25 protein-coding genes and 2 pseudogenes are annotated in these 26,546 nt (G+C 55.2%); 10 read left to right on the plus strand and 17 right to left on the minus strand.

The features are described from left to right. Positions 1–6 precede the first annotated feature (6 nt). On the plus strand, positions 7–2,376 hold the full coding sequence (gene ygjK / locus WLO31_RS11650; RefSeq protein WP_435926765.1) for an alpha-glucosidase: 2,370 nt from the start codon (positions 7–9) through the stop codon (positions 2,374–2,376). A 61-nt stretch (positions 2,377–2,437) separates the two neighbouring features. Here ygjK and WLO31_RS11655 read toward each other — a convergent pair whose 3' ends face one another. Next, positions 2,438–2,689, minus strand: a complete 252-nt coding sequence (locus WLO31_RS11655; protein WP_435926766.1) for a GlsB/YeaQ/YmgE family stress response membrane protein — start codon at positions 2,687–2,689, stop codon at positions 2,438–2,440. A 230-nt stretch (positions 2,690–2,919) separates the two neighbouring features. On the opposite strand from WLO31_RS11655, the gene ycgR reads away from it, so the two are divergent. Next, positions 2,920–3,651 (plus strand): flagellar brake protein YcgR, encoded by a 732-nt coding sequence (gene ycgR, locus WLO31_RS11660; RefSeq protein WP_435926767.1) that lies wholly within the window; start codon positions 2,920–2,922, stop codon positions 3,649–3,651. 2 nt (positions 3,652–3,653) lie between these two features. Here the strand turns inward: ycgR and emtA are convergent, their stop codons facing one another. Next, complete coding sequence (emtA, locus tag WLO31_RS11665) at positions 3,654–4,262, minus strand: membrane-bound lytic murein transglycosylase EmtA (protein WP_435926768.1); 609 nt, start codon at positions 4,260–4,262, stop codon at positions 3,654–3,656. 118 nt (positions 4,263–4,380) lie between these two features. On the opposite strand from emtA, the gene ldcA reads away from it, so the two are divergent. Then, positions 4,381–5,292, plus strand: coding sequence for a muramoyltetrapeptide carboxypeptidase (ldcA, locus tag WLO31_RS11670; protein WP_435926769.1), 912 nt, complete (start codon positions 4,381–4,383; stop codon positions 5,290–5,292). An 82-nt stretch (positions 5,293–5,374) separates the two neighbouring features. Then, positions 5,375–7,048, plus strand: a pseudogene (locus tag WLO31_RS11675) (potassium/proton antiporter); the annotation flags it as partial. Here the strand turns inward: WLO31_RS11675 and WLO31_RS11680 are convergent. The 3 genes and pseudogenes from WLO31_RS11680 to WLO31_RS11690 form a co-directional block, all read right to left on the minus strand. Beyond that, positions 7,049–7,102: pseudogene (locus tag WLO31_RS11680) on the minus strand (hypothetical protein); the annotation flags it as partial. 55 nt (positions 7,103–7,157) lie between these two features. Next, a complete protein-coding gene (gene dadX, locus WLO31_RS11685; protein WP_435926770.1) occupies positions 7,158–8,231 on the minus strand; it encodes a catabolic alanine racemase DadX in 1,074 nt (357 codons plus the stop codon). Between the two features lie 15 nt (positions 8,232–8,246). Beyond that, positions 8,247–9,545 (minus strand): D-amino acid dehydrogenase, encoded by a 1,299-nt coding sequence (locus tag WLO31_RS11690; protein WP_435926771.1) that lies wholly within the window; start codon positions 9,543–9,545, stop codon positions 8,247–8,249. A gap of 323 nt (positions 9,546–9,868) precedes the next feature. On the opposite strand from WLO31_RS11690, the gene WLO31_RS11695 reads away from it, so the two are divergent. Then, positions 9,869–11,404, plus strand: coding sequence for a SpoVR family protein (locus tag WLO31_RS11695; protein ID WP_435926772.1), 1,536 nt, complete (start codon positions 9,869–9,871; stop codon positions 11,402–11,404). Between the two features lie 44 nt (positions 11,405–11,448). Here the strand turns inward: WLO31_RS11695 and fadR are convergent, their stop codons facing one another. Next, positions 11,449–12,168: a fatty acid metabolism transcriptional regulator FadR gene (gene fadR / locus WLO31_RS11700; protein WP_435926773.1), complete on the minus strand. Its 720-nt coding sequence runs from the start codon at positions 12,166–12,168 to the stop codon at positions 11,449–11,451. 217 nt (positions 12,169–12,385) lie between these two features. On the opposite strand from fadR, the gene nhaB reads away from it, so the two are divergent. Both nhaB and dsbB read left to right on the plus strand, forming a co-directional pair. Continuing rightward, positions 12,386–13,951 carry a Na(+)/H(+) antiporter NhaB gene (nhaB, locus tag WLO31_RS11705; protein ID WP_435926774.1) on the plus strand — a complete coding sequence of 522 codons (1,566 nt, stop codon included), beginning with the start codon at positions 12,386–12,388 and terminating at the stop codon, positions 13,949–13,951. A gap of 145 nt (positions 13,952–14,096) precedes the next feature. Beyond that, positions 14,097–14,627, plus strand: coding sequence for a disulfide bond formation protein DsbB (gene dsbB / locus WLO31_RS11710; protein WP_435926775.1), 531 nt, complete (start codon positions 14,097–14,099; stop codon positions 14,625–14,627). 49 nt (positions 14,628–14,676) lie between these two features. On the opposite strand, the gene WLO31_RS11715 is transcribed toward dsbB, so the two are convergent. The 6 genes from WLO31_RS11715 to WLO31_RS11740 form a co-directional block, all read right to left on the minus strand. Continuing rightward, entirely contained in the window at positions 14,677–14,913 is a 237-nt protein-coding gene (locus WLO31_RS11715; protein ID WP_435926776.1) for a putative hemolysin, read from the minus strand. A gap of 72 nt (positions 14,914–14,985) precedes the next feature. Next, positions 14,986–15,162, minus strand: coding sequence for a cold shock small protein YmcF (gene ymcF, locus WLO31_RS11720; RefSeq protein ID WP_435930593.1), 177 nt, complete (start codon positions 15,160–15,162; stop codon positions 14,986–14,988). Between the two features lie 95 nt (positions 15,163–15,257). Then, a complete protein-coding gene (locus WLO31_RS11725; RefSeq protein ID WP_435926777.1) occupies positions 15,258–15,704 on the minus strand; it encodes a YcgN family cysteine cluster protein in 447 nt (148 codons plus the stop codon). A gap of 89 nt (positions 15,705–15,793) precedes the next feature. Next, a complete protein-coding gene (locus WLO31_RS11730) occupies positions 15,794–16,453 on the minus strand; it encodes a fumarylacetoacetate hydrolase family protein (RefSeq protein ID WP_435926778.1) in 660 nt (219 codons plus the stop codon). Between the two features lie 108 nt (positions 16,454–16,561). Continuing rightward, positions 16,562–17,632: a lytic murein transglycosylase gene (locus tag WLO31_RS11735; protein WP_435926779.1), complete on the minus strand. Its 1,071-nt coding sequence runs from the start codon at positions 17,630–17,632 to the stop codon at positions 16,562–16,564. A gap of 76 nt (positions 17,633–17,708) precedes the next feature. Continuing rightward, complete coding sequence (locus WLO31_RS11740; protein ID WP_435926780.1) at positions 17,709–17,984, minus strand: YcgL domain-containing protein; 276 nt, start codon at positions 17,982–17,984, stop codon at positions 17,709–17,711. Between the two features lie 127 nt (positions 17,985–18,111). Here WLO31_RS11740 and minC point away from each other — a divergent pair, with 127 nt between their 5' ends. From minC to minE, 3 genes are read left to right on the plus strand one after another with little or no spacing between them, the layout of a single operon-like run. Next, positions 18,112–18,804, plus strand: a complete 693-nt coding sequence (gene minC / locus WLO31_RS11745) for a septum site-determining protein MinC (protein WP_435930594.1) — start codon at positions 18,112–18,114, stop codon at positions 18,802–18,804. Positions 18,805–18,828: 24 nt separating this feature from the next. Then, positions 18,829–19,641: a septum site-determining protein MinD gene (gene minD, locus WLO31_RS11750; protein ID WP_167607724.1), complete on the plus strand. Its 813-nt coding sequence runs from the start codon at positions 18,829–18,831 to the stop codon at positions 19,639–19,641. A gap of 3 nt (positions 19,642–19,644) precedes the next feature. After that, positions 19,645–19,920, plus strand: a complete 276-nt coding sequence (gene minE / locus WLO31_RS11755) for a cell division topological specificity factor MinE (RefSeq protein ID WP_121268962.1) — start codon at positions 19,645–19,647, stop codon at positions 19,918–19,920. Between the two features lie 151 nt (positions 19,921–20,071). Here the strand turns inward: minE and rnd are convergent, their stop codons facing one another. The 5 genes from rnd to WLO31_RS11780 all read right to left on the minus strand — a co-directional run bounded on the left by rnd (position 20,072) and on the right by WLO31_RS11780 (position 26,474). Next, positions 20,072–21,181 (minus strand): ribonuclease D, encoded by a 1,110-nt coding sequence (rnd, locus tag WLO31_RS11760; RefSeq protein ID WP_435926781.1) that lies wholly within the window; start codon positions 21,179–21,181, stop codon positions 20,072–20,074. Positions 21,182–21,270: 89 nt separating this feature from the next. Continuing rightward, positions 21,271–22,950 (minus strand): long-chain-fatty-acid--CoA ligase FadD, encoded by a 1,680-nt coding sequence (fadD, locus tag WLO31_RS11765; RefSeq protein WP_435926782.1) that lies wholly within the window; start codon positions 22,948–22,950, stop codon positions 21,271–21,273. Positions 22,951–23,154: 204 nt separating this feature from the next. Next, entirely contained in the window at positions 23,155–23,751 is a 597-nt protein-coding gene (locus WLO31_RS11770; RefSeq protein WP_435926783.1) for a Slp family lipoprotein, read from the minus strand. A gap of 46 nt (positions 23,752–23,797) precedes the next feature. Continuing rightward, on the minus strand, positions 23,798–24,493 hold the full coding sequence (gene tsaB, locus WLO31_RS11775; protein ID WP_435926784.1) for a tRNA (adenosine(37)-N6)-threonylcarbamoyltransferase complex dimerization subunit type 1 TsaB: 696 nt from the start codon (positions 24,491–24,493) through the stop codon (positions 23,798–23,800). A 70-nt stretch (positions 24,494–24,563) separates the two neighbouring features. Then, entirely contained in the window at positions 24,564–26,474 is a 1,911-nt protein-coding gene (locus WLO31_RS11780) for an ATP-dependent DNA helicase (RefSeq protein WP_435926785.1), read from the minus strand. Positions 26,475–26,546 lie beyond the last annotated feature (72 nt).

The raw sequence follows: 26,546 nt of genomic DNA on the forward strand, positions 1-26,546 counted from the left end.
TACAACATGACACTTTTATTCCGTCTTGCCCCGCTCGCGGCCCTGCTATTACTCCCCGGATGCAAAACCACCCATCAGGACGCCGCGCCTTTAAAAGCCAACGAGTTCCGGAATGTTATCGATCGTACCGGTGCTCCGCAGGCGATGCTTGATTACGATTTTGATGAACATCAGCGCTTCAACCCGCTTTTTGACGACGGGGCCTGGCACGGACATTTGCTGCCCGCAAGCCAGGCGGGTATGGGCGGTTTCCCCGGCCCTGCGCTGCTTACGGAAGAGTATATTAACTTTATGGCGAACAATTTTGATCGCCTGAGCGTCTATAAAGCCGGACATAAAGTCGCGTTTGCCATGAAGGCCTACAGCATACCGGGCGCGCTTATCCAGACGCTTACCGCGCCCGGCATCACGGTGACGATGACGCTGCGCTTTGTCACTTCCCGCACCTCTTTACTGGCGACGGAAATCGCTACCGATGCGCCGCTTGAGCTGGTATGGGACGGCGAGCTGCTGGAAAAATACCATGACCAGGAGCAGAAGCCGCAGTCAGATAAGACCATTGAACAGGTGTTTCCCGATTACACCCGTACTTTACACGCCGCCGCCGATGGTCTGACCGTCACCTTTGGCAAAGTGCGCGCTTCGTCAAACCTGATGACCTCCGGTGAATCGCAATATCAAATCCATAAAACGCTGCCGATGAGCATGCAAATCGACGGCCACCGTTTTGTGGCAAAGGCCAGCATCTCGCGATCGACTACCGTTTACACCACCTATTCTCACCTGCTTACCGCGAAGGAAGTGCAAAAGGAGCAGGGCAAAATCGCCGCTATCCTTCACGATCCCAAACCCTGGCTTGCGGCCTCCGCACAGCGCTGGGAGAAATACCTGAAGACGGGATTAACCAACCCGGAAGCCACCCCGGCGCAAACTCGCGTGGCGGTAAAGGCGATTGAAACGCTGAACGGCAACTGGCGCGGCGTTGCAGGAGCGATGAAGTTTGACTCCGTCACGCCGTCGGTCACCGGGCGCTGGTTCTCCGGCAACCAGACCTGGCCGTGGGATAGCTGGAAGCAGGCCTACGCGATGGCTCACTTCAATCCTGAGGTGGCAAAAGACAATATCCGGGCGGTATTTGCCTGGCAGATACCAGCCGACGATCCGCATCGTCCGTGGGATGTGGGTTTTGTGCCGGATCTGATCGCCTATAACACCAGCCCCGAGCGCGGCGGTGACGGCAGCAACTGGAACGAGCGCAACAGCAAGCCTAGCCTTGCGGCGTGGTCGGTAATGGAAGTCTACAAAACCACAGGAGATAAGGCCTGGCTTGAGGAAATGTATCCTCATCTGGTGGCTTATCATGACTGGTGGCTGCGCAATCGCGATCGCAACGGCAACGGGGTGCCGGAGTATGGAGCGACCCGCGACAAGGCTCACAATACGCCGCAGGGCGAAATGATCTTCACCGTTAAACGCGCTAACAGAGAACAAAAGCTGGTCGGCCTTGATAACTACAACCGTATTCTGCGCAGCGGACGTTATGACAGCATTGATATCCCCGCTCAGGTTGCCGCCTCGTGGGAGTCCGGGCGTGACGACGCGGCGGTATTCGGCTTTATCGACCCAGACCAGTTGCGGCGTTACCTGGAGAAAGGCGGTAAGCGAGAAGACTGGCAGGTTTTATTTGCCGAAAATCACGCGCCGGACGGAACCCTGCTCGGTTACTCTCTGCTGCAGGAGTCGGTGGATCAGGCCAGCTATATGTACAGCGACAGCCGGTATCTAGGCGACATGGCGCAAATTCTCGGCAAAACGGCTGAGGCGCAAAAATTCTATCGCCATGCGCAACGCCTCGCGGACTATATCAATACCTGTATGTTCGATGCCGGCACCGGCTTCTTTTACGATATTCGCATAGAGGATAAGCCGCTGAAAAACGGCTGTGCGGGGCAGCCCATCGTGGCTCGCGGTAAAGGACCGGAAGGCTGGTCACCGCTGTTCAACGGCGCCGCTACGCAGCAACATGCCGATGCGGTGGTCAGGGTGATGAAAGATCCAAAAGAGTTTAATACCTACGTCCCGCTGGGCACCGCTTCGCTCACGAACCCGGCCTTCGGGGCGGATATTTACTGGCGCGGCCGCGTATGGGTGGATCAACTCTACTTTGGACTAAAAGGCATGGAGCGTTACGGCTATCGTGCCGATGCGGTTGAAATGGCAAACCGCTTCTTTGCGCATGCCGACGGGTTGGTGACAGACGGGCCTATTCGCGAAAATTACAATCCGCTGAATGGCCAACAGCAAGGGGCGCCAAACTTCTCATGGAGCGCGGCGCATCTGTATATGCTGTACAACGATTTCTTTACCCGACAGTAGCAGCCAGGCTAAACAGCAAAACGGCCCCGGAAGGGGCCGTTTTCGTAAAGCTTAAAAGCGATTAACGTCGCACCATGCGGAAAATCGCCAGCACGACGATCGCACCCACAACCGCGACCAGGAAACTTGGCAGGTTAAAGCCGGTTACGCTGCCGCCGATATGGAAAAATGTCGCCAACCACCCGCCGACTAACGCGCCCACAACACCCAGGATACAGGTCAGGATAAAACCGCCGCCATCTCTGCCAGGCATGATGAATTTCGCGATAACGCCAGCGATCAAACCGAATACAATCCAGGCAATGATACCCATTTTTGAAAGTCCTCTTCATTATTGTGAGTAGTAACAGATTCGAACCGCTACAAGAGGCAGGGATCGGTCTGTCGGTACGCTAAGTATAATCAAGCTGCAGAAAAACGTGACGCACATCACTAGCTTATCGGAAATTTCGCGCTAACTGCCTGAGATTTATCTTAAGTTTCCTTTTTCCCTGCCGATAACCTCGCTTATCACTATCTCAGAAGACAACAAGGACCAGGGCCTTGAGTAATTATAACGAGCAGTTTCTGAAACAAAGTCCTCTCGCTGTATTAGGCGTGCTACGCGATCTTCACAAGCACCAGGTCCCGGTACGTCTTACCTGGAACGCAGGGCAGTTCATCAGTAAAATTCTGGACGTGTCGCCTGCGCAGCTGGTCATGGACTTCGGCAGCCAGTCGCAGGAAAACCTGGCGGCGCAGAAAGCGACCGATATTCAGTTCACGGCAGAAACTCAGGGAGCAAAAGTAGAGTTTACGCTGCCCAGACTGCAGGCCGTGAATTACCTCAATCTCCCCGCGTTTAGTTCGCCGCTGCCGCCAAGCTTGTGGTTTGTGCAACGACGAGAGTATTTCCGTATTAACGCCCCGCTCCAGCCGTTTTATTTCTGCCATACGAAACTGCCGGACGGCACTCTCTTTGATTTCAGGCTGTGTGATTTATCGCTGGGCGGTATGGGCGCGCTGGTGGATGGGCCTCTGCCTGATGGGCTGAGCGTTGGTATGCGCTTTGCGCAGGTGGAAATCGACCTTGTGGAGTGGGGTAAGTTTCACTTTGATATGCAGCTGGTGATGCTTTCAGAACGCACGGTGGTGGACAACAAGAATGAGACCGTCAGCACGCCGCGTCTTAGTTTCCGCTTTCTCAACGTCAACCCGGCGGTTGAGCGGGAATTACAGCGGATTATTTTTTCGTTAGAACGGTCAGCCCGGGAAAAGGCCGACCGCGTGAAATAATGCTACATCGCTTCCATGGCCCGCGAGACTTTATACAGGTAGCGCGGCGCCTGGGCGGCGGGATGGTTTTTCGCAACGTGATCCCAGAATTCGTCAGGGCTCAGGTCGTTGATGTCGCTGATGGCCTTTTTGCGATCTGAGGAAAACGTTCTGAGCAGCGCCCCCGCCCCGTTCGCATAGGAGACCAGCAAGGCGTACTGCATGGTTTGCGGATCTTCAATCCCGGCGAGAATGCCATGTTCCATAATGCTGAGATAGGCCGTTCCGATAGAGATATTACGCGCCGGATCTTTCAGTTCGCTGGTGGAAGGTTGCCCGCTCCACCCCAGATGGCGATAAACGTCGGCGCCTGCCGTTGAAGCTTTAATCTGCATCAGGCCAACCGCATTGGATTTACTGACCAGCGCCGGGTTACCGCCGGACTCTACGGCGATGATAGCCGTAATCACCCGCGGGCTGACACCCCACTCTTTTCCCGCCTGTTCGGTTATGGGCATCCAGGTAAGCGCGCGCTGGACCGGTTTCGTTGGGTCCCACACAGGTTGTTTAGCGGTGTGGCTGGAACAGCCAGCGAGGAACAGAACCAAAACAATCAGCCATCTTAAATTCATGCAATCTATCCTTATTAAACACTTTGCTCGCTGTTACGGCATTACGCCACCGCCGGGCGAGTGACAAGCGCCCAGGATAGCGGCATCATAACCAAATAACCTACAGCCAGGAAATGCCATGTCTCTGATTCGTTTGATTGCCCCTTCAGGCTACTGTGTTAACCAGGCAGCGGCGGCTCGCGGCGTAAAGCGCCTCCAGGATGCCGGACATCAGATTGAGAATCAGGGAGCGATCGCCCGGCGTTTTCAGCGTTTTGCAGGCACTGACGAGGAGCGTCTGGCCGATATTCACCAGCTTGCCTCGCTGTCTTCCGAGTGCGATATCGTCCTTGCCGTACGCGGCGGCTACGGGGCAACGCGCCTGCTCGAACAAATCGATTATTCTCGTCTGGGACATGCGCTGCGAGCGCGTACGCCGGTGATTTGCGGCCACAGTGATTTTACCGCCGTTCAGCTCGCTTTGCTGGCGCAGTGCGGCATCATCACGTTCAGCGGGCCGATGCTCGCCGGAAATTTTGGCGCAGAAGAGCTGGATGAGTACACCTGGCAACATTTCTGGAAGGCGATCGCGCAGCCACGGTTCACCCTAAGCTGGCGAAACGCCGCTCCCGCCTGCTCCGTTAGCGGCACCATCTGGGGCGGTAATCTCGCCATGCTGGTTTCGCTTATCGGTTCGCCGTGGCTGCCCGCCATCGACGGCGGGATTCTGGTGGTCGAGGACGTTAATGAACATCCCTTCCGCGTCGAGCGCATGCTGTTGCAGCTACACCATGCCGGCATCCTGAGGCGTCAAAAAGCGCTTATTCTTGGCAGCTTTAACGGCACGACGCTCAGCGACTACGATGCGGGCTATGATTTTAACGAAATGTGCAACGTGCTTGCCCGGAGATTTTCGCTCCCTGTCCTGCCGGGCCTGCCGTTCGGGCATGAGCCGCAAACGGTAACGCTGCCGCTCGGCGCATTTGGCGAATTAAAGCACGACGGCGGCGAAAGCGTGCTGACAGTGAGCGGACATAGCGTCATCAGGTAAAAAAAGGCTGCTTTTCGGACGCTTAATCAGCCGCTTCCGTGTTAACATTTTGCAACGATCACTGCGGTTTTTATAAAGGAGAATGATAATTTTGGACGCGGGTGCGATAATTAGTCTGTTTATTTTAGGTTCCGTATTGGTAACTTGTAGCATCTTATTGAGTTCTTTTTCTTCCCGTCTTGGTATTCCCATCCTCGTTATCTTTCTCGCAATCGGCATGCTGGCGGGCATTGACGGCGTGGGCGGTATCCCGTTCGATAATTATCCTTTTGCCTATCTGGTCAGTAACCTCGCGCTTGCGGTCATCCTTCTTGACGGCGGCATGCGCACCCAGGCCAGCTCGTTTCGTGTCGCGCTTGGCCCGGCGCTTTCCCTTGCCACCGTCGGCGTTCTGATTACATCGGGATTAACGGGTATCGCCGCCGCATGGCTGTTTAATCTCGATTTGATTCAGGGCATGTTAATTGGCGCTATCGTCGGCTCTACCGATGCGGCTGCGGTATTTTCCCTGCTGGGCGGCAAAGGGCTTAACGAACGCGTTGGCGCAACCCTTGAAATAGAATCCGGCAGCAATGATCCGATGGCGGTGTTCCTGACCATCACGCTTATTGAGATGATTGAGCAGGGGCAAACCGGCCTGAGCTGGATGTTCGCGGTAGATATCCTGCAGCAGTTTGGCCTTGGCATCCTGCTTGGTTCAGGCGGCGGCTATCTGTTATTGCAGATGATTAACCGCATTACCCTGCCGCAGGGGCTTTATCCCCTGCTGGCGCTAAGCGGCGGCATCATGGTGTTTGGTATCACCACGGCGCTTAACGGCAGCGGTATTCTTGCCGTTTATCTGTGTGGTTTTCTACTGGGCAACCGCCCGATCCGCAGCCGCTTCGGTATTCTGCAAACCTTTGATGGCCTGGCCTGGCTTGCGCAAATCGGCATGTTCCTGGTGCTGGGTTTGCTGGTTAACCCGTCGGATCTGCTGGCCATCGCCATACCGGCGCTGCTGCTCTCCGCGTGGATGATATTCTTTGCACGTCCGCTTTCCGTCTTCCTCGGTCTGCTGCCGTTTCGTGGGTTTAACGGCCGTGAACGCATCTTTATCAGTTGGGTTGGCTTACGCGGCGCGGTGCCGATCATCCTTGCCGTTTTCCCGATGATGGCCGGGCTCGATAACGCCAGGCTGTTCTTTAACGTCGCGTTCTTCGTGGTGCTGGTTTCGCTGCTGTTGCAGGGCTCATCCCTGAGCTGGGCGGCGAAAAAAGCCAAAGTGGTGGTGCCGCCGATTGGCTGGCCGGTCTCCCGCGTTGGGCTGGACATCCATCCGGAGAATCCGTGGGAACAGTTTGTTTATCAGCTTAGCGAAGACAAATGGTGCGTAGGCGCTGCCCTGCGCGATCTGCATATGCCTGAAGAAACGCGTATCGCCGCCCTGTTCCGTGACAATGTTTTGCTGCATCCAACCGGCAGCACGCGGCTGCGTGAAGGCGATGTGCTGTGCGTCATCGGCCGCGAGCGGGATCTGCCGGCCCTTGGCAAGCTCTTTAGCCAGTCGCCTCCCGTTGCGCTCGACCAGCGCTTCTTCGGCGACTTTATCCTTGAAGCCAGCGCGCAGTTCGCAGACGTGGCGACGATTTACGGTCTGGATCTGGATGAAGCAGTCAACACGCAGCAAACCCTGGGTGAATTCGTGCTGGGAATGCTGGGCGGCGCGCCGGTGGTGGGTGACCAGGTCGAGTTCGCAGGAATGATCTGGACGGTGGCAGAGAAAGAGAACAACCAGGTACGCAAAATTGGTGTGCGCGTGGCTGAGCAGAAAGAAGAGTAGCGCTGGCCGCTGCTCCCTCTCCTGCCGGAGAGGGAGTTACGTCTTAAGACTGCACCACAACAGGCACGCGCGGTGCCAGAGCGCACATCAGTTCATAACCTACCGTTCCCGAAGCAGAAGCAACGTCGTCGATTTTAACTTCGTTGCCCCACAGTTCGACCGGACTGCCTATGCCAGCTTGTGGGCAAGGCGTTAAATCCACCGCCAGCATATCCATGGAAACCGTGCCCAGGGTGCGGGTTAACACGCCTTCGACCTGCACGGGCGTGCCGTCCGGCGCATGGCGCGGATATCCATCCGCATAGCCGCCCGCCACAATGCCGATACGCTGCTCGCCCGTTGCGCGGTAACGGCTTCCGTATCCTACGGTATCGCCGGCTTTCAGGTTCTGAATGCCAATAACTTCACTGCGCAGCGACATCACCGGCCGCAGGCCGCTGTTGGCGATATCACGCCACTGCCCGCTCGGCGAGGCGCCGTACAGAATGATGCCCGGACGCACCCAGTCGTAATGCGCCTCCGGGTGCCACAGCGTGGCCGCAGAGTTGGCAAGGGAACGCGCGCAATCCAGCCCTTCTGCCGCCTGTTCAACGCGCGCTAAGGGTTCGATAATGCCTTCCGGCTGTTCGGCATCGGCAAAATGCGCCATCAGCGTCAGCTGGCCGACGTTGGCAACGGCACGCAACTGCTGCCAGATAGAATGCACGCGCTCGGGGGCAAAACCGAGGCGGTTCATGCCGCTGTTCATTTTCAGATAGACATCGAGCGGGGCATTCAGCCGGGCGTTGGCCAGCGCCTTCACCTGCCAGTTGCTGTGCAGGCTGGTGGTGAGGCGATACTTATCGAACAGGGGTAATTCATCGGTATGGAAAAAGCCCTCAAGCATCAGAATCGGCCCTTTCCAGCCGCGCTCGCGCAGCAGGATCGCCTCTTCAAGATTAAGCAACGCAAAGCCGTCGGTCGTATTGAGCGCGGACCAGACTCTGTCGAGCCCATGTCCATAAGCGTTTGCTTTAACCACCGACCAGACGTGGGAACCGGGCGCAGCCTGACGCACCACCTGAAGGTTATTGCGCATCGCGCTCAGATCGAGCGTTGCCACAACGGGACGAGACATGACTACTCCTTATTATTAATTATGGGCGCCGTGTAACCGTTGTGAACCCGAAGGGGAAAAACCCGGCAGATAACGAGCGACGGACAAATCGTCGCACGGGATGGCAGGCGTTCTGCCGGAAATCAAATCGCTGAGCATTTGTCCGGAGCCGCACGCCATGGTCCAGCCCAGCGTACCGTGTCCGGTATTCAGCCAAAGATTTTTGAACGGCGTGCGGCCAATGATTGGCGTGCCATCCGGCGTCATCGGACGCAGACCGGTCCAGAAGGTTGCCTGTTCAACGTGGCCACCGCGCGGATAAAGATCGCGCACTACCATCTCCAGCGTTTCGCGACGCGGCTGCAGCAGTTCGGTGTTATAACCGACGATCTCTGCCATGCCGCCTACCCGAATACGGTTATCAAAACGGGTAATCGCGATTTTGTACGTTTCATCGAGGATAGTAGAAACCGGCGCCCCCTGCTCGTCGGCAACGGGGATCGTCAGCGAATAGCCCTTCAGCGGATAGACCGGGATATCGACAATATTTTTTAACAGCGCCGTTGAGTAAGAGCCGAATGCCATAACGTAAGCATCGGCTTTTACCACTTCCTTACCGCACTGCACGCCGTAAATTTTTTGCCCTTCGTAAAGCAGACGGTCAACGTTGGTATTGAAACGGAAATTCACACCTGCTTCGGCCGCCATGCGCGCCAGATTCTGCGTGAAGAGCTGGCAGTCACCCGTTTCATCATTAGGCAAGCGCAGGCCGCCCGTGAGCTTATGCGCCACTTCGGCAAGGGCGGGTTCAACCTGACCGAGCTGGCTGGACTCCAGCAGCTGATAAGGTACGCCGGCCTCTTTCAGCACCGCGATATCTTTTGCTGCGTTCTCATATTGTTGCGCGGTACGGAACAGCTGCAACGTGCCGCCCTGGCGGCCTTCATACTGAATGCCGGTGCTGTGGCGCAAGGCTTTCAGGCAGTCGCGGCTGTATTCGGCCAGGCGCACCATACGCCCCTTGTTTTCCATATAGTGACGCATATCGCAATTGCGCAGCATCTGCAGCATCCACCTGAGCTGGAAGCCTGTGCCGTCCAGGCTGATAGCTAAAGGCGCATGGCGCTGGAACATCCACTTAATCGCCTTCAGCGGCACGCCGGGAGCAGCCCATGGCGCGGCATAGCCCGGCGAGATTTGTCCGGCATTGGCGGCGCTGGTTTCCAGCGCGGGACCCGCTTCGCGTTCGATTACCGTCACCTCATGCCCCGCCTGGCGTAAATACCAGGCGCTGGCGACGCCGACAACCCCACTTCCCAGCACCACAACATGCATATACGTCCATCCTTTAGCTAAAGAATAATCTTCTGATTACAAATTGATAACCCAGATGAAAATGTTATTCAACATATGGCTTTATTATGGTGAGCATTCTCACATCCTGACCCATCGTCAGCGGTACGACATAATTAGGATCTCCTGCGAAGGAAGATATTTACCGCAGAATAAAATACTGCATAAGCGCGAAATAACGGCGGCTGAAAATCACTAAATCGTGCAGAAATTATTTTCCTCACCGCCGCTAAGTGTGAGGAGTGTTCTATCCTTTGAGGGAGGCTTTCCATTCAGAGAGAGCCGCTAACAATGAGGGCGCGCTGATGGCTACTGTTGATCTTTCCGCCACAAAGGATGCTAAACGTCTGAGTGATGGACCTGACTGGACGTTCGAATTGCTGGATGTCTACCTCGCCGAGATAGACCGCGTAGCAAAACTCTACCGTTTAGACACTTATCCACATCAGATAGAGGTGATCACGTCTGAACAGATGATGGACGCCTACTCCAGCGTCGGTATGCCGATAAACTACCCGCACTGGTCATTCGGTAAGAAATTCATCGAAACCGAGCGGCTGTACAAGCACGGCCAGCAGGGCCTGGCCTACGAGATTGTAATTAACTCCAATCCCTGTATCGCCTATCTGATGGAAGAAAACACCATCACCATGCAGGCACTGGTTATCGCGCACGCCTGCTATGGGCATAACTCCTTCTTTAAAAATAACTATCTGTTTCGTAGCTGGACGGATGCCGGCTCGATAATCGACTATCTGATTTTCGCCCGCAAATATATCAGCGAGTGCGAAGAGCGCTACGGCGTGGACGAAGTGGAAAGGCTGCTGGATTCCTGCCATGCGCTGATGAATTACGGCGTCGACCGCTATAAACGCCCGCAAAAGATCTCGCTGCAGGAGGAGAAAGCGCGGCAGAAAAGCCGTGAAGAGTATCTGCAAAGCCAGGTGAATACGCTGTGGCGCACCCTGCCTCGTCGCGAAGAGGAAAAGACTGTTGCTGAAGCGCGCCGATATCCTTCTGAGCCGCAGGAAAACCTGCTCTACTTTATGGAAAAAAACGCGCCGCTGCTGGAGCCCTGGCAGCGTGAAATCCTGCGTATCGTACGTAAGGTAAGCCAGTATTTCTATCCGCAGAAGCAGACCCAGGTGATGAACGAAGGCTGGGCGACATTCTGGCACTACACCATCCTGAACCATCTGTATGATGAAGGAAAAGTGTCGGAACGCTTTATGCTGGAGTTTCTGCACAGCCATACTAACGTGGTGTTCCAGCCGCCGTATAACAGCCCGTGGTACAACGGCATTAACCCTTACGCGCTGGGCTTTGCGATGTTCCAGGACATCAAGCGAATTTGTCAGAATCCGACCGAGGAGGACAAATACTGGTTCCCGGATATGGCAGGTTCGGACTGGCTGGACACGCTGCATTTCGCCATGCGCGACTTTAAAGATGAGAGCTTTATCAGCCAGTTCCTGTCGCCGAAACTGATGCGTGACTTTCGGTTGTTTACCGTCCTTGATGACGATCGCAACAATTATCTGGAAATTTCGGCAATTCACAATGAAGAGGGTTACCGTGAAATTCGCGCGCAGCTTTCTGCTCAATATAATCTGAGCAATGTGGAACCGAATATTCAGGTGTGGAACGTGGATTTACGCGGCGACCGTTCGCTGACGTTGCGCTATATCCCGCATAACCGCGCTCCCCTCGACAGAGGCCGCCGTGAAGTGCTCAAGCACGTGCACCGCCTGTGGGGATTTGATGTGATGCTCGAGCAGCAAAACGAGGATGGCAGCGTTGAGCTACTTGACCGCTGCCCGCCGCGAATGAACAGCATCTAAAAGCTAAAGGGCTTCCTGCGGGAAGCCTTTTTTACAGGAGAGGATTAGCGGCTGTGCATCGCCAGATCGCCCGGCAGGTTCTTCTGCATGCGGTGCCAGATCTCCCCGCTTTCGCGCCCATAGGTACGGACGGTATCAAAGACCTGATCGTACAACCCTTCTTTGCAGATGGTGCCCAGACGATGGTAGAAACCTAACGCCAGGCTACGCGCTTCCGGGCTGGAGAAATAGTGACGCCCGATGCGGGTATACAGCCCCTTCATGCCGTTCAGAATCAGGCCGTAAATAGGATTGCCGGATGCAAAAGCAAGGCCGCGAAAGATGCTGTAATCGAGGGCCGCAAACGCGTCCGCGTGATCTTCCACGCGATCTGCCGTGGCTAACACTTCCTGCGCCTTCTCCGGGTGCTGGCGAATTGCAGTGCGGATAAAGATAGTCGCAATGTTAGTGCGCACGGATAGCAGATTATCGATAAGCTGCGGCACGCTGTCGTGATCCAGCCGCGCCAGAGTTTCCAGAATGTTTAATCCTGAGGTTTCCCAGAAATTATTCACTTTAGTAGGCTTACCGTGCTGAATCGTCAGCCAGCCGTCCCGCGCCAGGCGCTGCAGCACTTCACGTAGTGTGGTGCGGGTAACGCCAATTAGCTCGGAGAGTTCACGTTCGGCAGGCAAAATGGACCCAGGGGGGAAGCGGCTATTCCAGATGCTTTCAATGATGTACTCTTCCGCGAAACCCGCCGGGCTCTGCGCCTTAATGACCATAGTATGATTTCCATTACACAGGTTTAGCAAATTTGGACTCATCATACCAGATGCACCCCGCTCCAGATAGCAGGCCGGCGCGCCATTTACGGGATCGGTGTTTAAATTTTCTGAAATAGCGAGGCAGGTAATATTTTCTGCGCCTTGATAGTCGCGCAGGGCGCGAGTAACCTGTTGTAACCGACGCAATAATCTTTCGGAGAATAATCCCCTTACCATGGAAATGTCCACTGGCCGTGCCCTTTATCGAAATTTTTTAGGCCAGTCGCCCGACTGGTATAAAGTAGCTATCTTCTGTTTTCTGGTGATTAATCCGCTCTTCTTTTGGTTTGTTAGCCCCTTTGCCGCAGGCTGGATGCTGGTGGCAGAATTCATCTTCACTCTCGCAATGGCGCTGAAATGCTATCCCCTTTTGCCCGGCGGCCTGCTTGCCATCGAAGCGGTGCTGATCGGCATGACCAGCGCGGAGCACGTGCGCGAAGAGATCGCCGGCAACCTCGAAGTCCTGCTGCTGCTTATTTTTATGGTGGCGGGCATCTATTTTATGCAGCAGCTGCTGCTGCTGGTCTTCACCAAACTGCTGCTGGAGATTCGCTCCAAAATCCTGCTGTCGCTGGCGTTTTGCCTTGCCGCAGCCTTCCTGTCCGCTTTCCTCGATGCGTTAACCGTGGTCGCCGTAGTGATAAGCGTGGCGGTCGGTTTTTACGGCATTTATCACCGGGTTGCCTCAGCGAGCAACGATGAAAGCGACATCCTTGATGACAGTAAAATAGAAAATGACAACCGCGCCATCCTTGAGCAGTTCCGCGCCTTCCTGCGTAGCCTGATGATGCATGCCGGCGTGGGCACGGCTCTGGGCGGCGTGATGACCATGGTCGGCGAACCGCAGAACCTGATTATTGCCAGACAGGCTGGCTGGCATTTTGGGGATTTCTTCCTTCGCATGGCGCCGGTTTCCATTCCGGTTTTTCTCTGCGGGCTGCTAACCTGCACCCTGCTTGAATACGGTAAAATTCTTGGTTACGGAGCGCCTTTGCCTGAAAAAGTGCGCGGCATCCTGCAGGATTACGCTACCCGGAGCGCAAAGAGTCGCAGCAGGCAGGATAACGTTAAGCTGGTCGTGCAGGCGATAATCGGCGTCTGGCTGGTTGTGGCGCTGGCGTTGCATCTGGCGGAAGTCGGCCTGATTGGCTTATCCGTGATTATCTTCGCCACCTCTTTGTGCGGCGTGACGGATGAACATGCTATCGGTAAAGCCTTTACCGAAGCGCTCCCATTTACCGCGCTGCTGACCGTTTTCTTCGCCGTGGTCGCCGTGATTATCGACCAGCATCTTTTTTCACCGGTGATTAATTTTGTCCTGCAGGCGCAGCCTCACGCGCAGCTCTCTCTTTTCTATATCTTTAACGGCGTGCTGTCGTCCATTTCCGACAACGTATTTGTCGGCACGGTTTATATTAACGAAGCCAAAACCGCGATGGAAAATGGCATCATTGACCTCAAGCAGTTTGAGCTGCTGGCGGTTGCCATCAACACGGGGACTAACCTGCCCTCGGTCGCCACGCCAAATGGCCAGGCCGCCTTCCTGTTCCTGCTCACCTCGACTCTCGCACCTTTGATTCGTCTCTCGTATGGACGCATGGTGCTGATGGCGCTGCCGTATACGCTGGTGCTGACGTTGGTAGGCCTGGCGTGCGTGGAGTTTACGCTGATGCCGGCAACGGACTGGATGCTCCAGGCTGGATGGATTTCTCCGCCGTCCGCCGGTGAGTTTCCGCACTAACGTCATAACGCGGGCAGTTCGCTGCCCGCAGGGCTTATTTGCCTGTTAAACATTCGAATAAACACATATTTTTCACGGTGCTACTGGCGCATAAAGCGAATTCGTTTACACTGCCGAATCACCGCAAACTGCATGGAAACTGATTATGTTGCGATATTTAAACCAATGCTCCCGCGGGCGCGGCGCCTGGCTGTTGCTGGCCATTACCGCTTTTGCTCTGGAAATGGTGGCATTATGGTTCCAGCACGTGATGTTGCTGAAGCCATGTGTGATGTGCATTTATGAGCGCTGCGCCCTGTTTGGCATTATGGGCGCGGGGATCGTCGGTGCCATCGCGCCTGCATCACCGTTACGCTACGGCGCGCTGGCCGTCTGGCTCTACAGCGCGGGTAAAGGCGTTCAGCTGGCGTGGGACCATACCATGCTGCAGCTTCATCCTTCCCCTTTCGTCACCTGCGATTTTGCCGCACGCTTCCCTTCCTGGCTGCCGCTGGATAAATGGCTGCCGTCCGTATTCGTCGCTACCGGCGATTGTTCCGTGCGTCAGTGGGTGTTCCTGTCGCTCGATATGGTGCAGTGGCTGCTAGGCATTTTCGCAGTGTTTCTGATTATTGCCGTACTGGTGCTCATTGTCCAACCGCTCAAACCTAAACGCCGTGATTTGTTTGGCCGCTAAGCCTAAAGCTTGAGACAATAAAAAAACCCGCCGATGGCGGGTTTTTTACTTAGTGGTCGCGTCGGTAAAGCTTCCACTGGTCAATTCGTTCACCGCCCGGCAAGATGCAGTCGCCACGCTCGCCCAGGTCGGTTTTCACCGTTCGCAGTTCACCGCCTTTCTCTGTGCAGTAAACGGAGGCCGGGTTCGGCATGCCGATAGTCCGTGGCGGTTTGGGTGTCGTTGGTTCAGGCGACGAACAGCCGCTGAGAATAAGCGCTCCGAGCAGCAGCGTTATTTTTTTCATTATTCCTCCTTTTATGGAGGCTGAATGTTAACAGTGCGGGAGCGTGAAAAGCAAAATCAGCGGGATAAGCTCTTAGCGAGCAGCTACGTTTTGTTGATGGATCGCACTCATCGGACGATGCAGAGTGTGCATTCCTGCTTTGCAGAAGATACAAACAGCGCCGTGGGGATTTGTTTCTCGGACATCGTAGGGGGAGGTGCGATACTGTGAACCGCCGCATGACGGACACTTAAATGTTAAGTACTGGATAAAAACCTTCTTTTACTTGTTATAGAAAGTACACCGTATCACAAAGATTTCGGTTTGTACGATTTATTTTTGCGTATTTTAACAGGGCTGGTGGATCACTCTGCCCAGTCGGGTTTGTTTAAAATATGGTCCTGCCAGTCACGCACCTCAGACTCTTTCACGGCGATATGGCGCACGGAAATACGTTCGCCGTGCATCGCGGCTTTTGAACCGCTCAGCAGCGGGTGCCAGCCTGGCAGATCCTTTCCTTCGGCCAGCAGGCGGTACGCGCAGGTGTGCGGTAGCCATTCGAAGGTTGGCAGATTGTCGCGCGTGAGCTTGATGCAGTCCGGCTCATATTCAAAACGACGCGCGTAATTTTTGCACTGGCAGGTTTTGATGTTTAACTGCTTGCACGCGACGTTGGTGAAGTAGATTTCATCCGTGTCCTCGTCCATCAGCTTATGCAGGCAGCACTGGCCGCAGCCGTCGCAAAGTGATTCCCACTCCGCATCGCTCATTTCGTCGAGCGTTTTACTCTGCCAAAAAGGTGCCTGTGTCATGTAGATGCCTGCATTTGAAAAACAAGCTGCACCTTATAAACACTATGGGTAAAAGATGCAAGCGTTGCCGCCCCGGGGCGGCAAATTCATTATAGTACGCGGGTGCTAAGGCTGCGTCCGTCGAAACTCACTTCCAGACTATCGCCGCTCACAAGCGGGCCGACGCCTTCCGGGGTGCCGGTCAGGATCACATCGCCTGCGCGTAAGGTAAAGAAGCGGCTCATATAGGCTATCAGCGGCACGATCTTGTGGAGCATGTCAGAGGTTGAACCCTGCTGGCGGATCTCGCCGTTGACGGTCAGGGCGATGTCGGTGTTTTGCGGGTCGGCTGCAAATTCAGCGGCCGGAATAAAGCCTGAAATGGGACAGGCGTTATCAAAACCTTTCGCTTTTTCCCACGGCTGTCCTGCTTTCTTCAGCTTGTCCTGCAAATCACGCAGGGTCAGATCCAGCGCCACACCGTAACCGGCAATCGCTTTCGACACGTGTTCTTCCGTCGCCTGCCTGAGCGTGGCGCCGATTAATATCGCCAGTTCCACTTCGTGGTGCACGGAACCTAAACCCTGCGGCAATACCAGCGGCTGGCGAATATCGCACAACGCGCTTTCGGGTTTGATAAACAGCACCGGCTCTTCCGACGTGGCGCTGCCCATCTCTTTAATGTGCTTTGCGTAATTGCTGCCCACGCACACTACTTTGCTGACCGGAAAATCCAGCAGCGCCCCCTGCCAGTTATGATGTTGATACATGCCTTTCCTCTGCGTCGTTGTGTTCACTGCATTTGATACTAGATAAAAAAATCCCCGGTGAATACCGGGGAGCGAGCATTATTCGTGCGATGGCCTGGCGCGCGTATTTTATCGGGCGATAGCATCCGCCATCGTCCCTATGCCGATGGCGAAGTACGAGGAACGGTTCCAGTGCATTATTGTTCTGAAGTTGTTATACACCAGGAACGAACGACCCTGATTATCGTCCGGCGTAACTATCCACGCCCGCTCGGCAGAGGCAGGTAGCGGTAACCCGTCCGGTAAGGTGACGCCTATTTTTTGCCATTGCGAAACCGTTTTGCCCTGCGCCGTTTTGGTGCCCGCAAGCGCTGCGTTAAATCCTGCCGGCAGTTTCACTTCCGTTCCCCAGGATCCGCCTGCCTGCCACCCTTCGACTGCAAGATAGTTTGCGGTTGAGGCGAAGACATCGCTGGTGTCAGACCAGATATCAATTTTGCCGTCACCGTTGCCATCTTTCCCGTAGCGCAGATATGAGCTCGGCATAAACTGGTTTTGCCCCATCGCTCCGGCCCAGGAACCTTTCAGCTCATCCACCGCAATATGGCCCCGATCGAGAATTTTTAGCGACGCCATCAACTCTTTCGTAAAGAAAGCTTCGCGCCGCCCTTCAAAGGCAAGCGTTGAGAGCGCCGAAATAACGTCTTCCTTGCCCTGGATTTTGCCGAAGTTGCTCTCCATAGCCCATAACGCGACGATATAATTGTCCGGCACGCCGGTTTGCGCGCTCACAGGCGCCAGCTGCGCCTGATACGCCTGCCTGAGTTTCCTTGCCTGCTCAATCTTCGCAGGCGTGACAACGCGCGCAAGGTAATCATCCAGCGTGATCTTCTTCTCAGGCTGGTTTCTGTCGGATTTGATTACCCGGTCAACAAAATGAACGTTGGCGAACGCAGCCGTAATAGTCGCCTCGCTGATGCCCTGGCTGCGGGCCTGCTGTTTAAGCGCTTCCACATAAGCGGGAAACTCTGCGGGATCGCGCCCTTGTTCAGCGAGCGTTGTTGCGCTTCCCGCAGCGGACGATGGTTGAGCGGCAGCGGGAGGCGTGGTGGGTGTTACGGCCTGCGCGCTGGGGGATTTTGCAGCACAGCCGGCAAGGAGTAACGCGCCGACGGTTAAACAGATTGCTGAAGTATTCATCTACCCTCTCGCGATTAGTTTTCTGCCGCCATCTTCCCCTTTTACGCCCGGAAAAGATTTACCGTTAGTCTGAAACTTATTTTTTCGGGTTTCTTTCCAGGTGCATTTTTAACAAACTTTCCGGCGGCGGCGGCAGCTGCAAATAATAGCCTTCTTCTTTGAGTGCCTGTTTTACTTTATCAAAATCTGCATTAACCAGTTTTTTACTGCCGTCGAGCGGTAATAGCATAGCCAGCCTGGGTTCACCGAAGCCTTTCATCAATTCTTCAGGCACACGAGAGAAATCGTCCTTTTTTTCGACATAAAGATAAGTCTGGTCACGCTTGCTACTTCTGTAGATCACACAAAACATTTTTTTTACTCTATTTTCACCGGATGGTGGCTTGCCTGAATATACCTGTGACTATACCATGCTTAATGTACTTCGGAATATCGTCCCACAAGCCGTGGGGATTGAAACTGAATTGAGTAAGGCCAGGATGTCAAACACGCCAATCGAGTTAAAAGGCAGCAGTTTCACCTTATCAGTTGTTCATTTACATGATGCTCAACCCGAGGTTATTCGCCAGGCCCTGCAGGATAAAATTGCCCAGGCGCCTGCGTTTCTTAAAAACGCCCCGGTGGTGGTTAATGTTGCCAGCCTCGATGGTTCCGTAAACTGGAAAAATGTCCAGCAGGCGGTGGCCTCTACCGGTCTACGCGTGGTTGGTATCAGCGGTTGTAAAGATGAGGCATTGAAAAGGGAAATTGAACGCGCCGGGCTGCCGCTGCTGTCGGAAGGGAAAGAGAAGCTTCCTCGCCCGGAGCCAGCGGCCGTTGCAGAACCTGTTGCTACGGCGGTCACAAAAACACGTTTGATTGATACCCCGGTTCGTTCCGGGCAGCGTATTTATGCACCACACTGTGATTTGATTGTCACCAATCACGTCAGCGCCGGTGCGGAACTTATCGCTGACGGCAACATCCATATCTACGGCATGATGCGTGGCCGAGCCCTGGCGGGAGCCGACGGCTCTCGTGATGCGCAAATATTTTGTACCAACCTGGTAGCTGAGCTGGTCTCAATAGCGGGTGAATACTGGCTGAGCGACCAAATTCCAGCCGATTATTATGGGAAAGCGGCGCGCCTGAGTCTTGCGGGCGGTGCTCTCTCCGTTCAACCTTTGAATTAAGCCCTTTTAACAAGGAATTCCTTTATGGCACGCATTATTGTTGTTACATCGGGTAAAGGGGGCGTCGGTAAGACCACGTCCAGCGCGGCCATCGCTACGGGTTTGGCCCAGAAGGGAAGAAAAACCGTCGTTATCGATTTTGATATCGGCCTGCGTAACCTGGATTTGATCATGGGGTGCGAACGCCGGGTCGTCTACGATTTTGTTAACGTCATTCAGGGCGATGCGACGCTTAACCAGGCGCTTATTCGCGATAAGCGTACCGAGCAGCTCTATATTCTGCCGGCCTCGCAAACCCGCGATAAAGACGCGCTGACCCGCGAAGGCGTGGCTAAGGTGCTCGACGATTTGAAAAATATGGATTTCGAGTTCATCGTCTGTGACTCGCCTGCGGGTATCGAAACCGGTGCGCTGATGGCGTTGTATTTCGCCGATGAAGCCATTATCACCACCAACCCGGAAGTCTCCTCGGTGCGTGACTCAGACCGTATCCTCGGCATTCTGTCATCCAAATCCCGTCGCGCTGAAAACGGCGAAGACCCGATTAAAGAGCACCTGTTGCTCACCCGCTACAACCCTGGTCGTGTGAACCGCGGCGACATGCTGAGCATGGAAGACGTGTTAGAAATTCTGCGCATTCCTCTTGTGGGTGTGATCCCGGAAGATCAGTCCGTGCTGCGCGCCTCAAACCAGGGCGAGCCTGTTATCCTGGATGCTGAAGCAGATGCAGGCCAGGCCTATGCAGATACCGTTGAACGTCTTCTCGGAGAAGAACGTCCTTTCCGCTTCATTGAAGAAGAGAAGAAAGGTTTCCTCAAACGCCTGTTCGGAGGATAAGTTATGGCATTACTAGACTTTTTTCTCTCACGGAAAAAGAACACTGCTAACATCGCTAAAGAGCGACTGCAGATTATCGTCGCGGAGCGCCGTCGCGGCGACCGTGAGCCACACTATTTGCCGCAGTTAAAACGCGATATCCTGGAAGTAATTTGCAAATATGTGCAAATCGATCCGGACATGTTGACCGTTGTTCTCGATCAGAAAGGCGATGATATTTCTGTTCTGGAACTTAACGTTACGTTACCTGAGACTCAGGAAACAACGAAGTCTGCCTGATTAAAATAAAAACCCCCTGCTTTCGTCAGGGGGTTTATTTTATCTGCTTCAGTTCAGCGTTATATATGAGCAGGTTATTTTTAATAGCCTTTCATCTTTTTCTTATTCCTGCCGCCTTCCCTGTATTTATTTACAGGTATTTTGCAGATTATTAATAATCTGCCAGCAGCGTTTTAAGCTTGTCATTCAATAATTCGCCGCGCCAGCCGCTGATTAATTCCGGGGCCGTGATGCCGGCTTTTAATTGCCAGTGCCAGTTGAGCAACTGGTTAATCTGGCGACGCGAAGCAAGCAGTTCAGCGCTTAAGCCGCTGGTTTCGCTGACTTCCTGAACTAATGCTTTTATAGCTTTAAACACCTTACGGTAGCCCGGCATGTCCACCAGGTTGCTTAGCGGCGCCGGCCACTGCTCTTCCGGCAGCGCTTCGGCCTCGGCTACCAGCGCCAGCAGCGTTTTGCCATGAAAACGGATCTCGCTGCCGCTCAGGCCAAGGCTTTCCAGCTCGCCCAGCGAGCCCGGCATATAGCGCGCGACCTGCCAGAGATGCTCTTCACGCACGACAAAATTAACGGCCATATCACGCTCACGCGCTTTGCGCAGCCGCCAGGAAGCCAGTTTTTTCAGGCAGGCAAGCTGACGGGTCCGCAGCTGCCACGCATTGCCGATTTCACGCCACGCCTCTTCCGGATCGAGAATTTCCTGGCGGCGACTGGCCATCAGGTTGCACTCGTCCAGCGCCGCTTTCATCCAGCCCGCCGCTTCCGTTTCTGCCATCAGCTTGTGCGCAATCGGGAGCAGATAGAACACATCCGCCGCAGCGTATTCGCACTGGCGTTCGCTCAGCGGACGCGCCAGCCAGTCGGTACGTGATTCGCTTTTATCCAGCGCGATACCCGTGTACGCCTCCACAATAGTGGCAAAACCGCAGGAGAGCGCCCGCCCGCTGAAAGCGGCAAGGATTTGGGTATCGATAAACGGATCCGGCAGCGTGCCGAAGGTATTCAGGAACACCTCCAGATCTTCGCTCCCGGCGTGCAGGAACTTAATCACCTTGCTGTCCTGCAGTAGCGCTTTAAACGGCGACCAGTCGGTGATAGTTAACGGATCGATAAGGGAAACCTGTACGCCATCAAACAGTTGGATCAGGCCAAGCTGCGGGTAGTAGGTACGCGTGCGGACAAATTCGGTGTCCAGCGCCAGGGCAGGCACCTGACGAGCGGCCTGGCAAACTTCGGCCAGCGCTTCATCAGTGGTAATCATAAGGTAAGTCAAATTCGGTTCTCTTAGGTTTGCGCCCATAAAAAAGCCGGTAGAACCGGCTTTGGGGCGACTGACTCGGAGCTCAGGCGTTATTGTTGATCGGCCTTAGCTACTTCGTCACGTAGTTCTCGTCGTAAAATTTTTCCGACGTTGGATTTTGGCAGCTCTTCGCGGAATTCAACCAGCTTAGGAACTTTATAGGCGGTGAGATGGCGGCGGCAGAATGTCACCAGCGATGCTTCGCTCAGCGCCGGATCTTTTTTGACCACGAAGATTTTCACCGTTTCACCTGACGCTCCGCCGGGCACCCCCACGGCGGCCACTTCAAGCACGCCCGGATGCTGCATCACCACGTCTTCGATTTCGTTTGGATAAACGTTGAAACCGGACACCAGGATCATATCCTTTTTACGATCGACGATACGCATAAAGCCCTCTTCGTCCATCGTGGCGATATCGCCGGTGCGCAGCCAGCCATCGTGCATTATTTCGTCTGTCGCATCCGGACGCTGCCAGTAACCCAGCATAACCTGCGGGCCTTTTACGCACAGCTCGCCCGGCTGTCCCGGCGGCACTTCGTTACCTTCGTCGTCGATAAGTTTTACTTCGGTGGAGGGTACCGGCAGGCCGATACTGCCGGTGTGGCGGTCAATATCATGCGGATTCGCGCTGACAAGCGGCGCGCATTCCGTCAGGCCATAGCCCTCCAGCAGATAACGACCGGTCAGCTTAACCCAGCGCTCCGCCACGACCTGCTGCACCGGCATGCCGCCGCCGGCGGAAAGATGCAGGCTTGAGAAATCGAGCTGCTGGAACTCTTTGTTATTGAGCAGGGCGTTGAACAGCGTGTTTACGCCAGTCATTGCCGTAAATTTATATTTGCTCAGCTCTTTCACCAGGCCCGGAATATCGCGCGGGTTGGTGATGAGCAGATTCTGGCCGCCCAGATCGATGAACAGCAGGCAGTTCATCGTCAACGCAAAGATGTGGTAGAGCGGTAACGCAGTCACCACCAGCTCTTTACGCTCGAACAACAGCGGGCTATAAGCCGCTCTCACCTGCTCCAGGTTTGCCAGCATGTTGCGGTGAGTCAGCATAGCTCCTTTCGCCACGCCCGTTGTGCCGCCGGTATATTGCAGGAACGCCAGGTCGGTATTGATGACTTCCGGTTTGATGTACTGCATCCGGTAGCCGTTATGCAGGGCGCTGCGAAAAGAGATGGCGTCCGGCAGATGGTATTTCGGCACCAGTCGTTTGATGTATTTAACGACAAAGTTAACCACCGTCCCTTTCGCCGCCGAAAGCTGGTCGCCCATGCGGGTCAGAATGACGTGCTTAACCTGGGTTTTATCGACGACTTTCTCAAGCGTATGGGCAAAGTTCGAAACGATGACGATAGCGCTCGCGCCGCTGTCGTTAAGCTGGTGCTCCAGCTCGCGCGGGGTATAAAGTGGGTTGACGTTAACCACCACCATCCCGGCGCGTAAAATACCGAACAGCGCTACCGGGTACTGCAGCAGGTTCGGCATCATTAATGCCACGCGATCGCCTTTTTGCAGGCCAAGCCCCTGTTGCAGATAAGCCGCAAAAGCGCGACTGCGCTCTTCAAGCTTACGGAAAGTCATTACTTCGCCCATATTGACGAACGCGGGCTGGTCCGCATAGCGCGTTGTCGCCTGCTCAAACATATCAACCAGGGACTGATAACGATCGGGATTAATCTCAGCCGCAACGTCGGCCGGGTAGCGGTTAAGCCAAACCTTTTTCAAGGATTCACCTCTGAATTTATTATTTTCCGTCATCACAACCCCAATTAACATACACGCTGTTAACATAATATTAACTCAGCGTACCAGTTTATTAATTCGCCTCATTGAAGGTTGCGAAGCGCATCACTAAATTTTTTTATTTCGTCCTGAAAATAGATAAACAGCGGACCAGCCGCTGTTTAAAAATAAATTTAAAACAATAAGTTACTCGGTTACGATGGTCTGCACCTGCGCAGGACCCGGGCTATACCAGCCGGCTCCGCCCCACATGCCGTAGTGGCCGCGGTAAGGATAAGGGCCGCCCCAGAACCAGGGATCGATGGGCTGCGGCGGCATCACAACCTGCTGCGTAACGCGCCAGCGTTTGTAGCCGTTGACCTGCATCACCATAAATTTATACGGCGTTTCGCCAACTTTGCCCTGCGCCGTGCCCGTAATCGGCCCGACGACCGTCACCAGCTGGCCACGGAAATCGACCGGGTCCAGAAAACCGTTCACGTCGGCATAAATACGCCCTTTCGAAGGTTCTCCCAGCTGCGGACGAGCGCCTTCATCCAGATTCACCGTCGCGATTTCCAGACGGGTTTTACCTTGCTGATTGTCGATATTAACCACCCGCCCGCCAAAGCGCGCTTCCTGGCCAACGTACAGCTCAGGCGCGCTCATGACCTGCACCAGATTCTGCTGCGGCGTCGCGCTGGTGCCTTTAATGGCATCCGGCACCGTCACACACCCGCTCAGCAGCAGCGTGGCGACGATGGACAATAAGCCGCCATATTTCCTGACATTACAACCTGCCATACCCCATCTCCTTATACCGCGTTACGCGCCCTGGTAACGTTGAGTATCACTCTTTGCCGGGAAGTTTCTTCCATGTCACTTCGTTGCGCAGATAGACCGGCTCCGCATGCTCAACGGCCACGGTGCGTTTGGCGTTAAAGGCCTGAATCGCCAGCGGCAACATGTCTTCGGCTGCGGGAAGGGTAATCTGTCCGTCACGCACAACAACGCCGCTGTTGCTCGCCATCTCAGGCCACGCCTGCCAGCCGGTGCCGACGGTAGCCCAGTAGCCAGCAAGCTGCTTTAACCGTTCAGCCACCGCTTCCGGTTTTAATACCGCTTCGGTTTCTTCGCCGTGCCAGGCGCCCTGCTCGTCACGCTGGTATTCGGCCCAGTAGACTTCACCCATGCGCGCATCAATAGCGGCCAGCACGCGCGTTGCGCCAGTCAAACGCCAGGCGCCCTGCGCCATCGTCGCAAGCGTTGACACGCCAATCATCGGCAGTTCAGCGCCCAGAGCCAGCCCCTGCGCAATGCCGATACCAATACGCACGCCGGTGAAACTCCCCGGTCCTCGCCCGTAAGCGAGCGCGTTAAGCTCAGAAAGACAAAGGCCGCCCTGGTTCAGGATGTCCCGCACCAGAGGCAAAATACGTTGAGTATGTTCGCGCGGGCAGAGTTCGAAATGGGCACAGGCTGTGCCGTCGTTATACAGGGCAACCGAACAGGCTTCTGTCGCGGTATCGATGGCTAAAATTCGCATGGACTTGCCAACCTCTGGCGGGAGTTTAGGGTCAAAAATCGGCGCGCATCATACCATAGCCTGGCACAAATTACCGCGTCGGTGGGGGGTTAAGGAACTCGACTGCCCGATTTATGTCCCGCGTGCGCGGCGTTGGCGGCAGGCTGTTCAGGAATACCGCGCCATAAGGACGCATCACCAGACGGTTATCGCAGATAACCAGCACGCCCCGGTCGTCCACGTCGCGAATCAGGCGGCCGACGCCCTGTTTTAGCGTGATAACCGCATCGGGAAGCTGCACGTCGTCAAAGGGATCGCCGCCGCGGATGCGGCAGTCTTCCATGCGAGCTTTAAGCAGCGGGTCATCCGGGGAGGTAAACGGCAGCTTGTCGATAATCACCAGCGACAGCGCATCGCCGCGGACATCCACTCCTTCCCAGAAACTGCTGGTTGCCACCAGCAGTGCGTTTCCGGCGCTGACAAACTGTTCCAGCAGCTGACCTTTACTGGTTTCCCCCTGCAGTAATACAGGCAGCGTCATGCTGGCCCTGAACTGCTCGGCCAGTTCGCGCATCATGGAATGCGAGGTGCAGAGCATAAAGCAGCGGCCGTTGTTGGCCTCAATCAGCGGCTGGAGCATTTTTGCCAGATGCCGGGCGGCATGGGGCTGATTCGGCGCAGGCAAACCGCGCGGCACGCATAAAAGCGCCTGGGTGGCGTAGTCAAACGGGCTCGCCAGCAGCAGCGTCTCCGCATTGTCGATGCCTAAGCGGTCGGTAAAATGGCTAAGCCTGTCGTTCACCGAAAGCGTCGCGGAGGTGAAAATCCACGTGCCGGCCTTCTGGGCGATAACTTCTTTAAACTTGTCGGCGACGGACAGCGGCGTTAGCGCAAGCGTGAAATGACGCGAGTTGCACTCATACCAGTAGCTGTAGCCCGGCTGGTCAACGTCCTTCAGGCGCTTGATGCGGCTGCGGTAAATCACCGCGCGCTCGAAGGCGGCATCCAGCAGCGCGGAACGGCCAAGGGAGAGTTTCGCCACGTCGTAGCAAAGCTCCAGCGCATCGTCGAGCAGTAACAAAGCGCGCTGAATAGCCGGCTGAGCAAGCAGCTCGCGCAGGTTGCCGCGATAGCCCGGATCGCCAAGCTGCAGGCGGAAATCCTGCGTGCTCTGCGCCAGGCGGTCGGCGCTTTTCTGCAGCTGCTGGGCGTCGCGCACTTCGGTGCGATAGGCGATGGAAATATCTTTCGCCAGATCCAGCAGCTGCCGGCTTGAGACCGACTGGCCGAAATACTGGCTGGCGATATCCGGGATCTGGTGGGCTTCATCGAAGATCATTACCTCGGCCTCCGGGATCAGCTCCGCAAAGCCGCTCTCTTTTACCACCATATCCGCGAGAAACAGGTGATGGTTAACCACCACCACGTCCGCATCCATCGCCTTTTTACGCGCTTTGACGACGAAGCAGTCTTTATACAGCGGGCAATCCTGGCCGAGGCAGTTGTCGTTGGTGCTGGTGACCAGCGGCCAGACGGCAGAGTCTTCCGCCACGTTAGCGCAGGTGCTGATATCGCCGTCGACGGCTTCGATGGCCCAGCTACGAAGCTGTATCACCTCGCTTAACGTCTGCACCGGCAGGTCTCCGCCAGCCAGCGCCTGCTGCTCAAGGCGTTCCAGGCAGAGGTAGTTTGAGCGCCCTTTCAGTAAGGCAAGGCGGCCTTTAAAATCAAGGGCCTTCGCCACGGTGGGCAAGTCGCGTGAATAAAGCTGATCCTGAAGCGCTTTGGAACCGGTGGAGATAATCACCTTTTTACCGGAGCGCAGGGCAGGCGCGAGATAGGCGTAGGTTTTCCCCGTGCCGGTTCCCGCTTCCACCACTAATTCACGCCCGTCGGTAATAGCTTTGCTGACGGCCTGCGCCATTTCACGCTGTGGCTCACGCGGCTTAAAACCTGGTATCGCCAGTGCGAGCTGACCGTCTGTTGCAAAATCGTCTGTCACATTACCCCCTGGATTTGTGCCCGCGATTATGTCAGCCCTGACGTGGTTAATCCAGCAAGCAGGTGGAAGCGA

Source organism: Dryocola sharpae (assembly GCF_051307055.1).
Lineage (GTDB): Bacteria > Pseudomonadota > Gammaproteobacteria > Enterobacterales > Enterobacteriaceae > Dryocola.

Bases quoted from the DNA above. Each gene is read 5' to 3' on its own strand.
- minE (WP_121268962.1), top strand. From the start codon at position 19,645: ATGGCATTACTAGACTTTTTTCTCTCACGGAAAAAGAACACTGCTAAC.
- nhaB (WP_435926774.1), top strand. From the start codon at position 12,386: ATGGAAATGTCCACTGGCCGTGCCCTTTATCGAAATTTTTTAGGCCAG.
- WLO31_RS11655 (WP_435926766.1), bottom strand. From the start codon at position 2,689: ATGGGTATCATTGCCTGGATTGTATTCGGTTTGATCGCTGGCGTTATC.
- WLO31_RS11725 (WP_435926777.1), bottom strand. From the start codon at position 15,704: ATGACACAGGCACCTTTTTGGCAGAGTAAAACGCTCGACGAAATGAGC.
- WLO31_RS11715 (WP_435926776.1), bottom strand. From the start codon at position 14,913: ATGAAAAAAATAACGCTGCTGCTCGGAGCGCTTATTCTCAGCGGCTGT.
- fadR (WP_435926773.1), bottom strand. From the start codon at position 12,168: ATGGTCATTAAGGCGCAGAGCCCGGCGGGTTTCGCGGAAGAGTACATC.
- WLO31_RS11695 (WP_435926772.1), top strand. From the start codon at position 9,869: ATGGCTACTGTTGATCTTTCCGCCACAAAGGATGCTAAACGTCTGAGT.
- WLO31_RS11735 (WP_435926779.1), bottom strand. From the start codon at position 17,632: ATGAATACTTCAGCAATCTGTTTAACCGTCGGCGCGTTACTCCTTGCC.
- WLO31_RS11740 (WP_435926780.1), bottom strand. From the start codon at position 17,984: ATGTTTTGTGTGATCTACAGAAGTAGCAAGCGTGACCAGACTTATCTT.
- tsaB (WP_435926784.1), bottom strand. From the start codon at position 24,493: ATGCGAATTTTAGCCATCGATACCGCGACAGAAGCCTGTTCGGTTGCC.
- ygjK (WP_435926765.1), top strand. From the start codon at position 7: ATGACACTTTTATTCCGTCTTGCCCCGCTCGCGGCCCTGCTATTACTC.
- dsbB (WP_435926775.1), top strand. From the start codon at position 14,097: ATGTTGCGATATTTAAACCAATGCTCCCGCGGGCGCGGCGCCTGGCTG.
- WLO31_RS11770 (WP_435926783.1), bottom strand. From the start codon at position 23,751: ATGGCAGGTTGTAATGTCAGGAAATATGGCGGCTTATTGTCCATCGTC.
- ldcA (WP_435926769.1), top strand. From the start codon at position 4,381: ATGTCTCTGATTCGTTTGATTGCCCCTTCAGGCTACTGTGTTAACCAG.
- emtA (WP_435926768.1), bottom strand. From the start codon at position 4,262: ATGAATTTAAGATGGCTGATTGTTTTGGTTCTGTTCCTCGCTGGCTGT.
- WLO31_RS11690 (WP_435926771.1), bottom strand. From the start codon at position 9,545: ATGCATGTTGTGGTGCTGGGAAGTGGGGTTGTCGGCGTCGCCAGCGCC.
- minC (WP_435930594.1), top strand. From the start codon at position 18,112: ATGTCAAACACGCCAATCGAGTTAAAAGGCAGCAGTTTCACCTTATCA.
- WLO31_RS11730 (WP_435926778.1), bottom strand. From the start codon at position 16,453: ATGTATCAACATCATAACTGGCAGGGGGCGCTGCTGGATTTTCCGGTC.
- dadX (WP_435926770.1), bottom strand. From the start codon at position 8,231: ATGTCTCGTCCCGTTGTGGCAACGCTCGATCTGAGCGCGATGCGCAAT.
- minD (WP_167607724.1), top strand. From the start codon at position 18,829: ATGGCACGCATTATTGTTGTTACATCGGGTAAAGGGGGCGTCGGTAAG.
- rnd (WP_435926781.1), bottom strand. From the start codon at position 21,181: ATGATTACCACTGATGAAGCGCTGGCCGAAGTTTGCCAGGCCGCTCGT.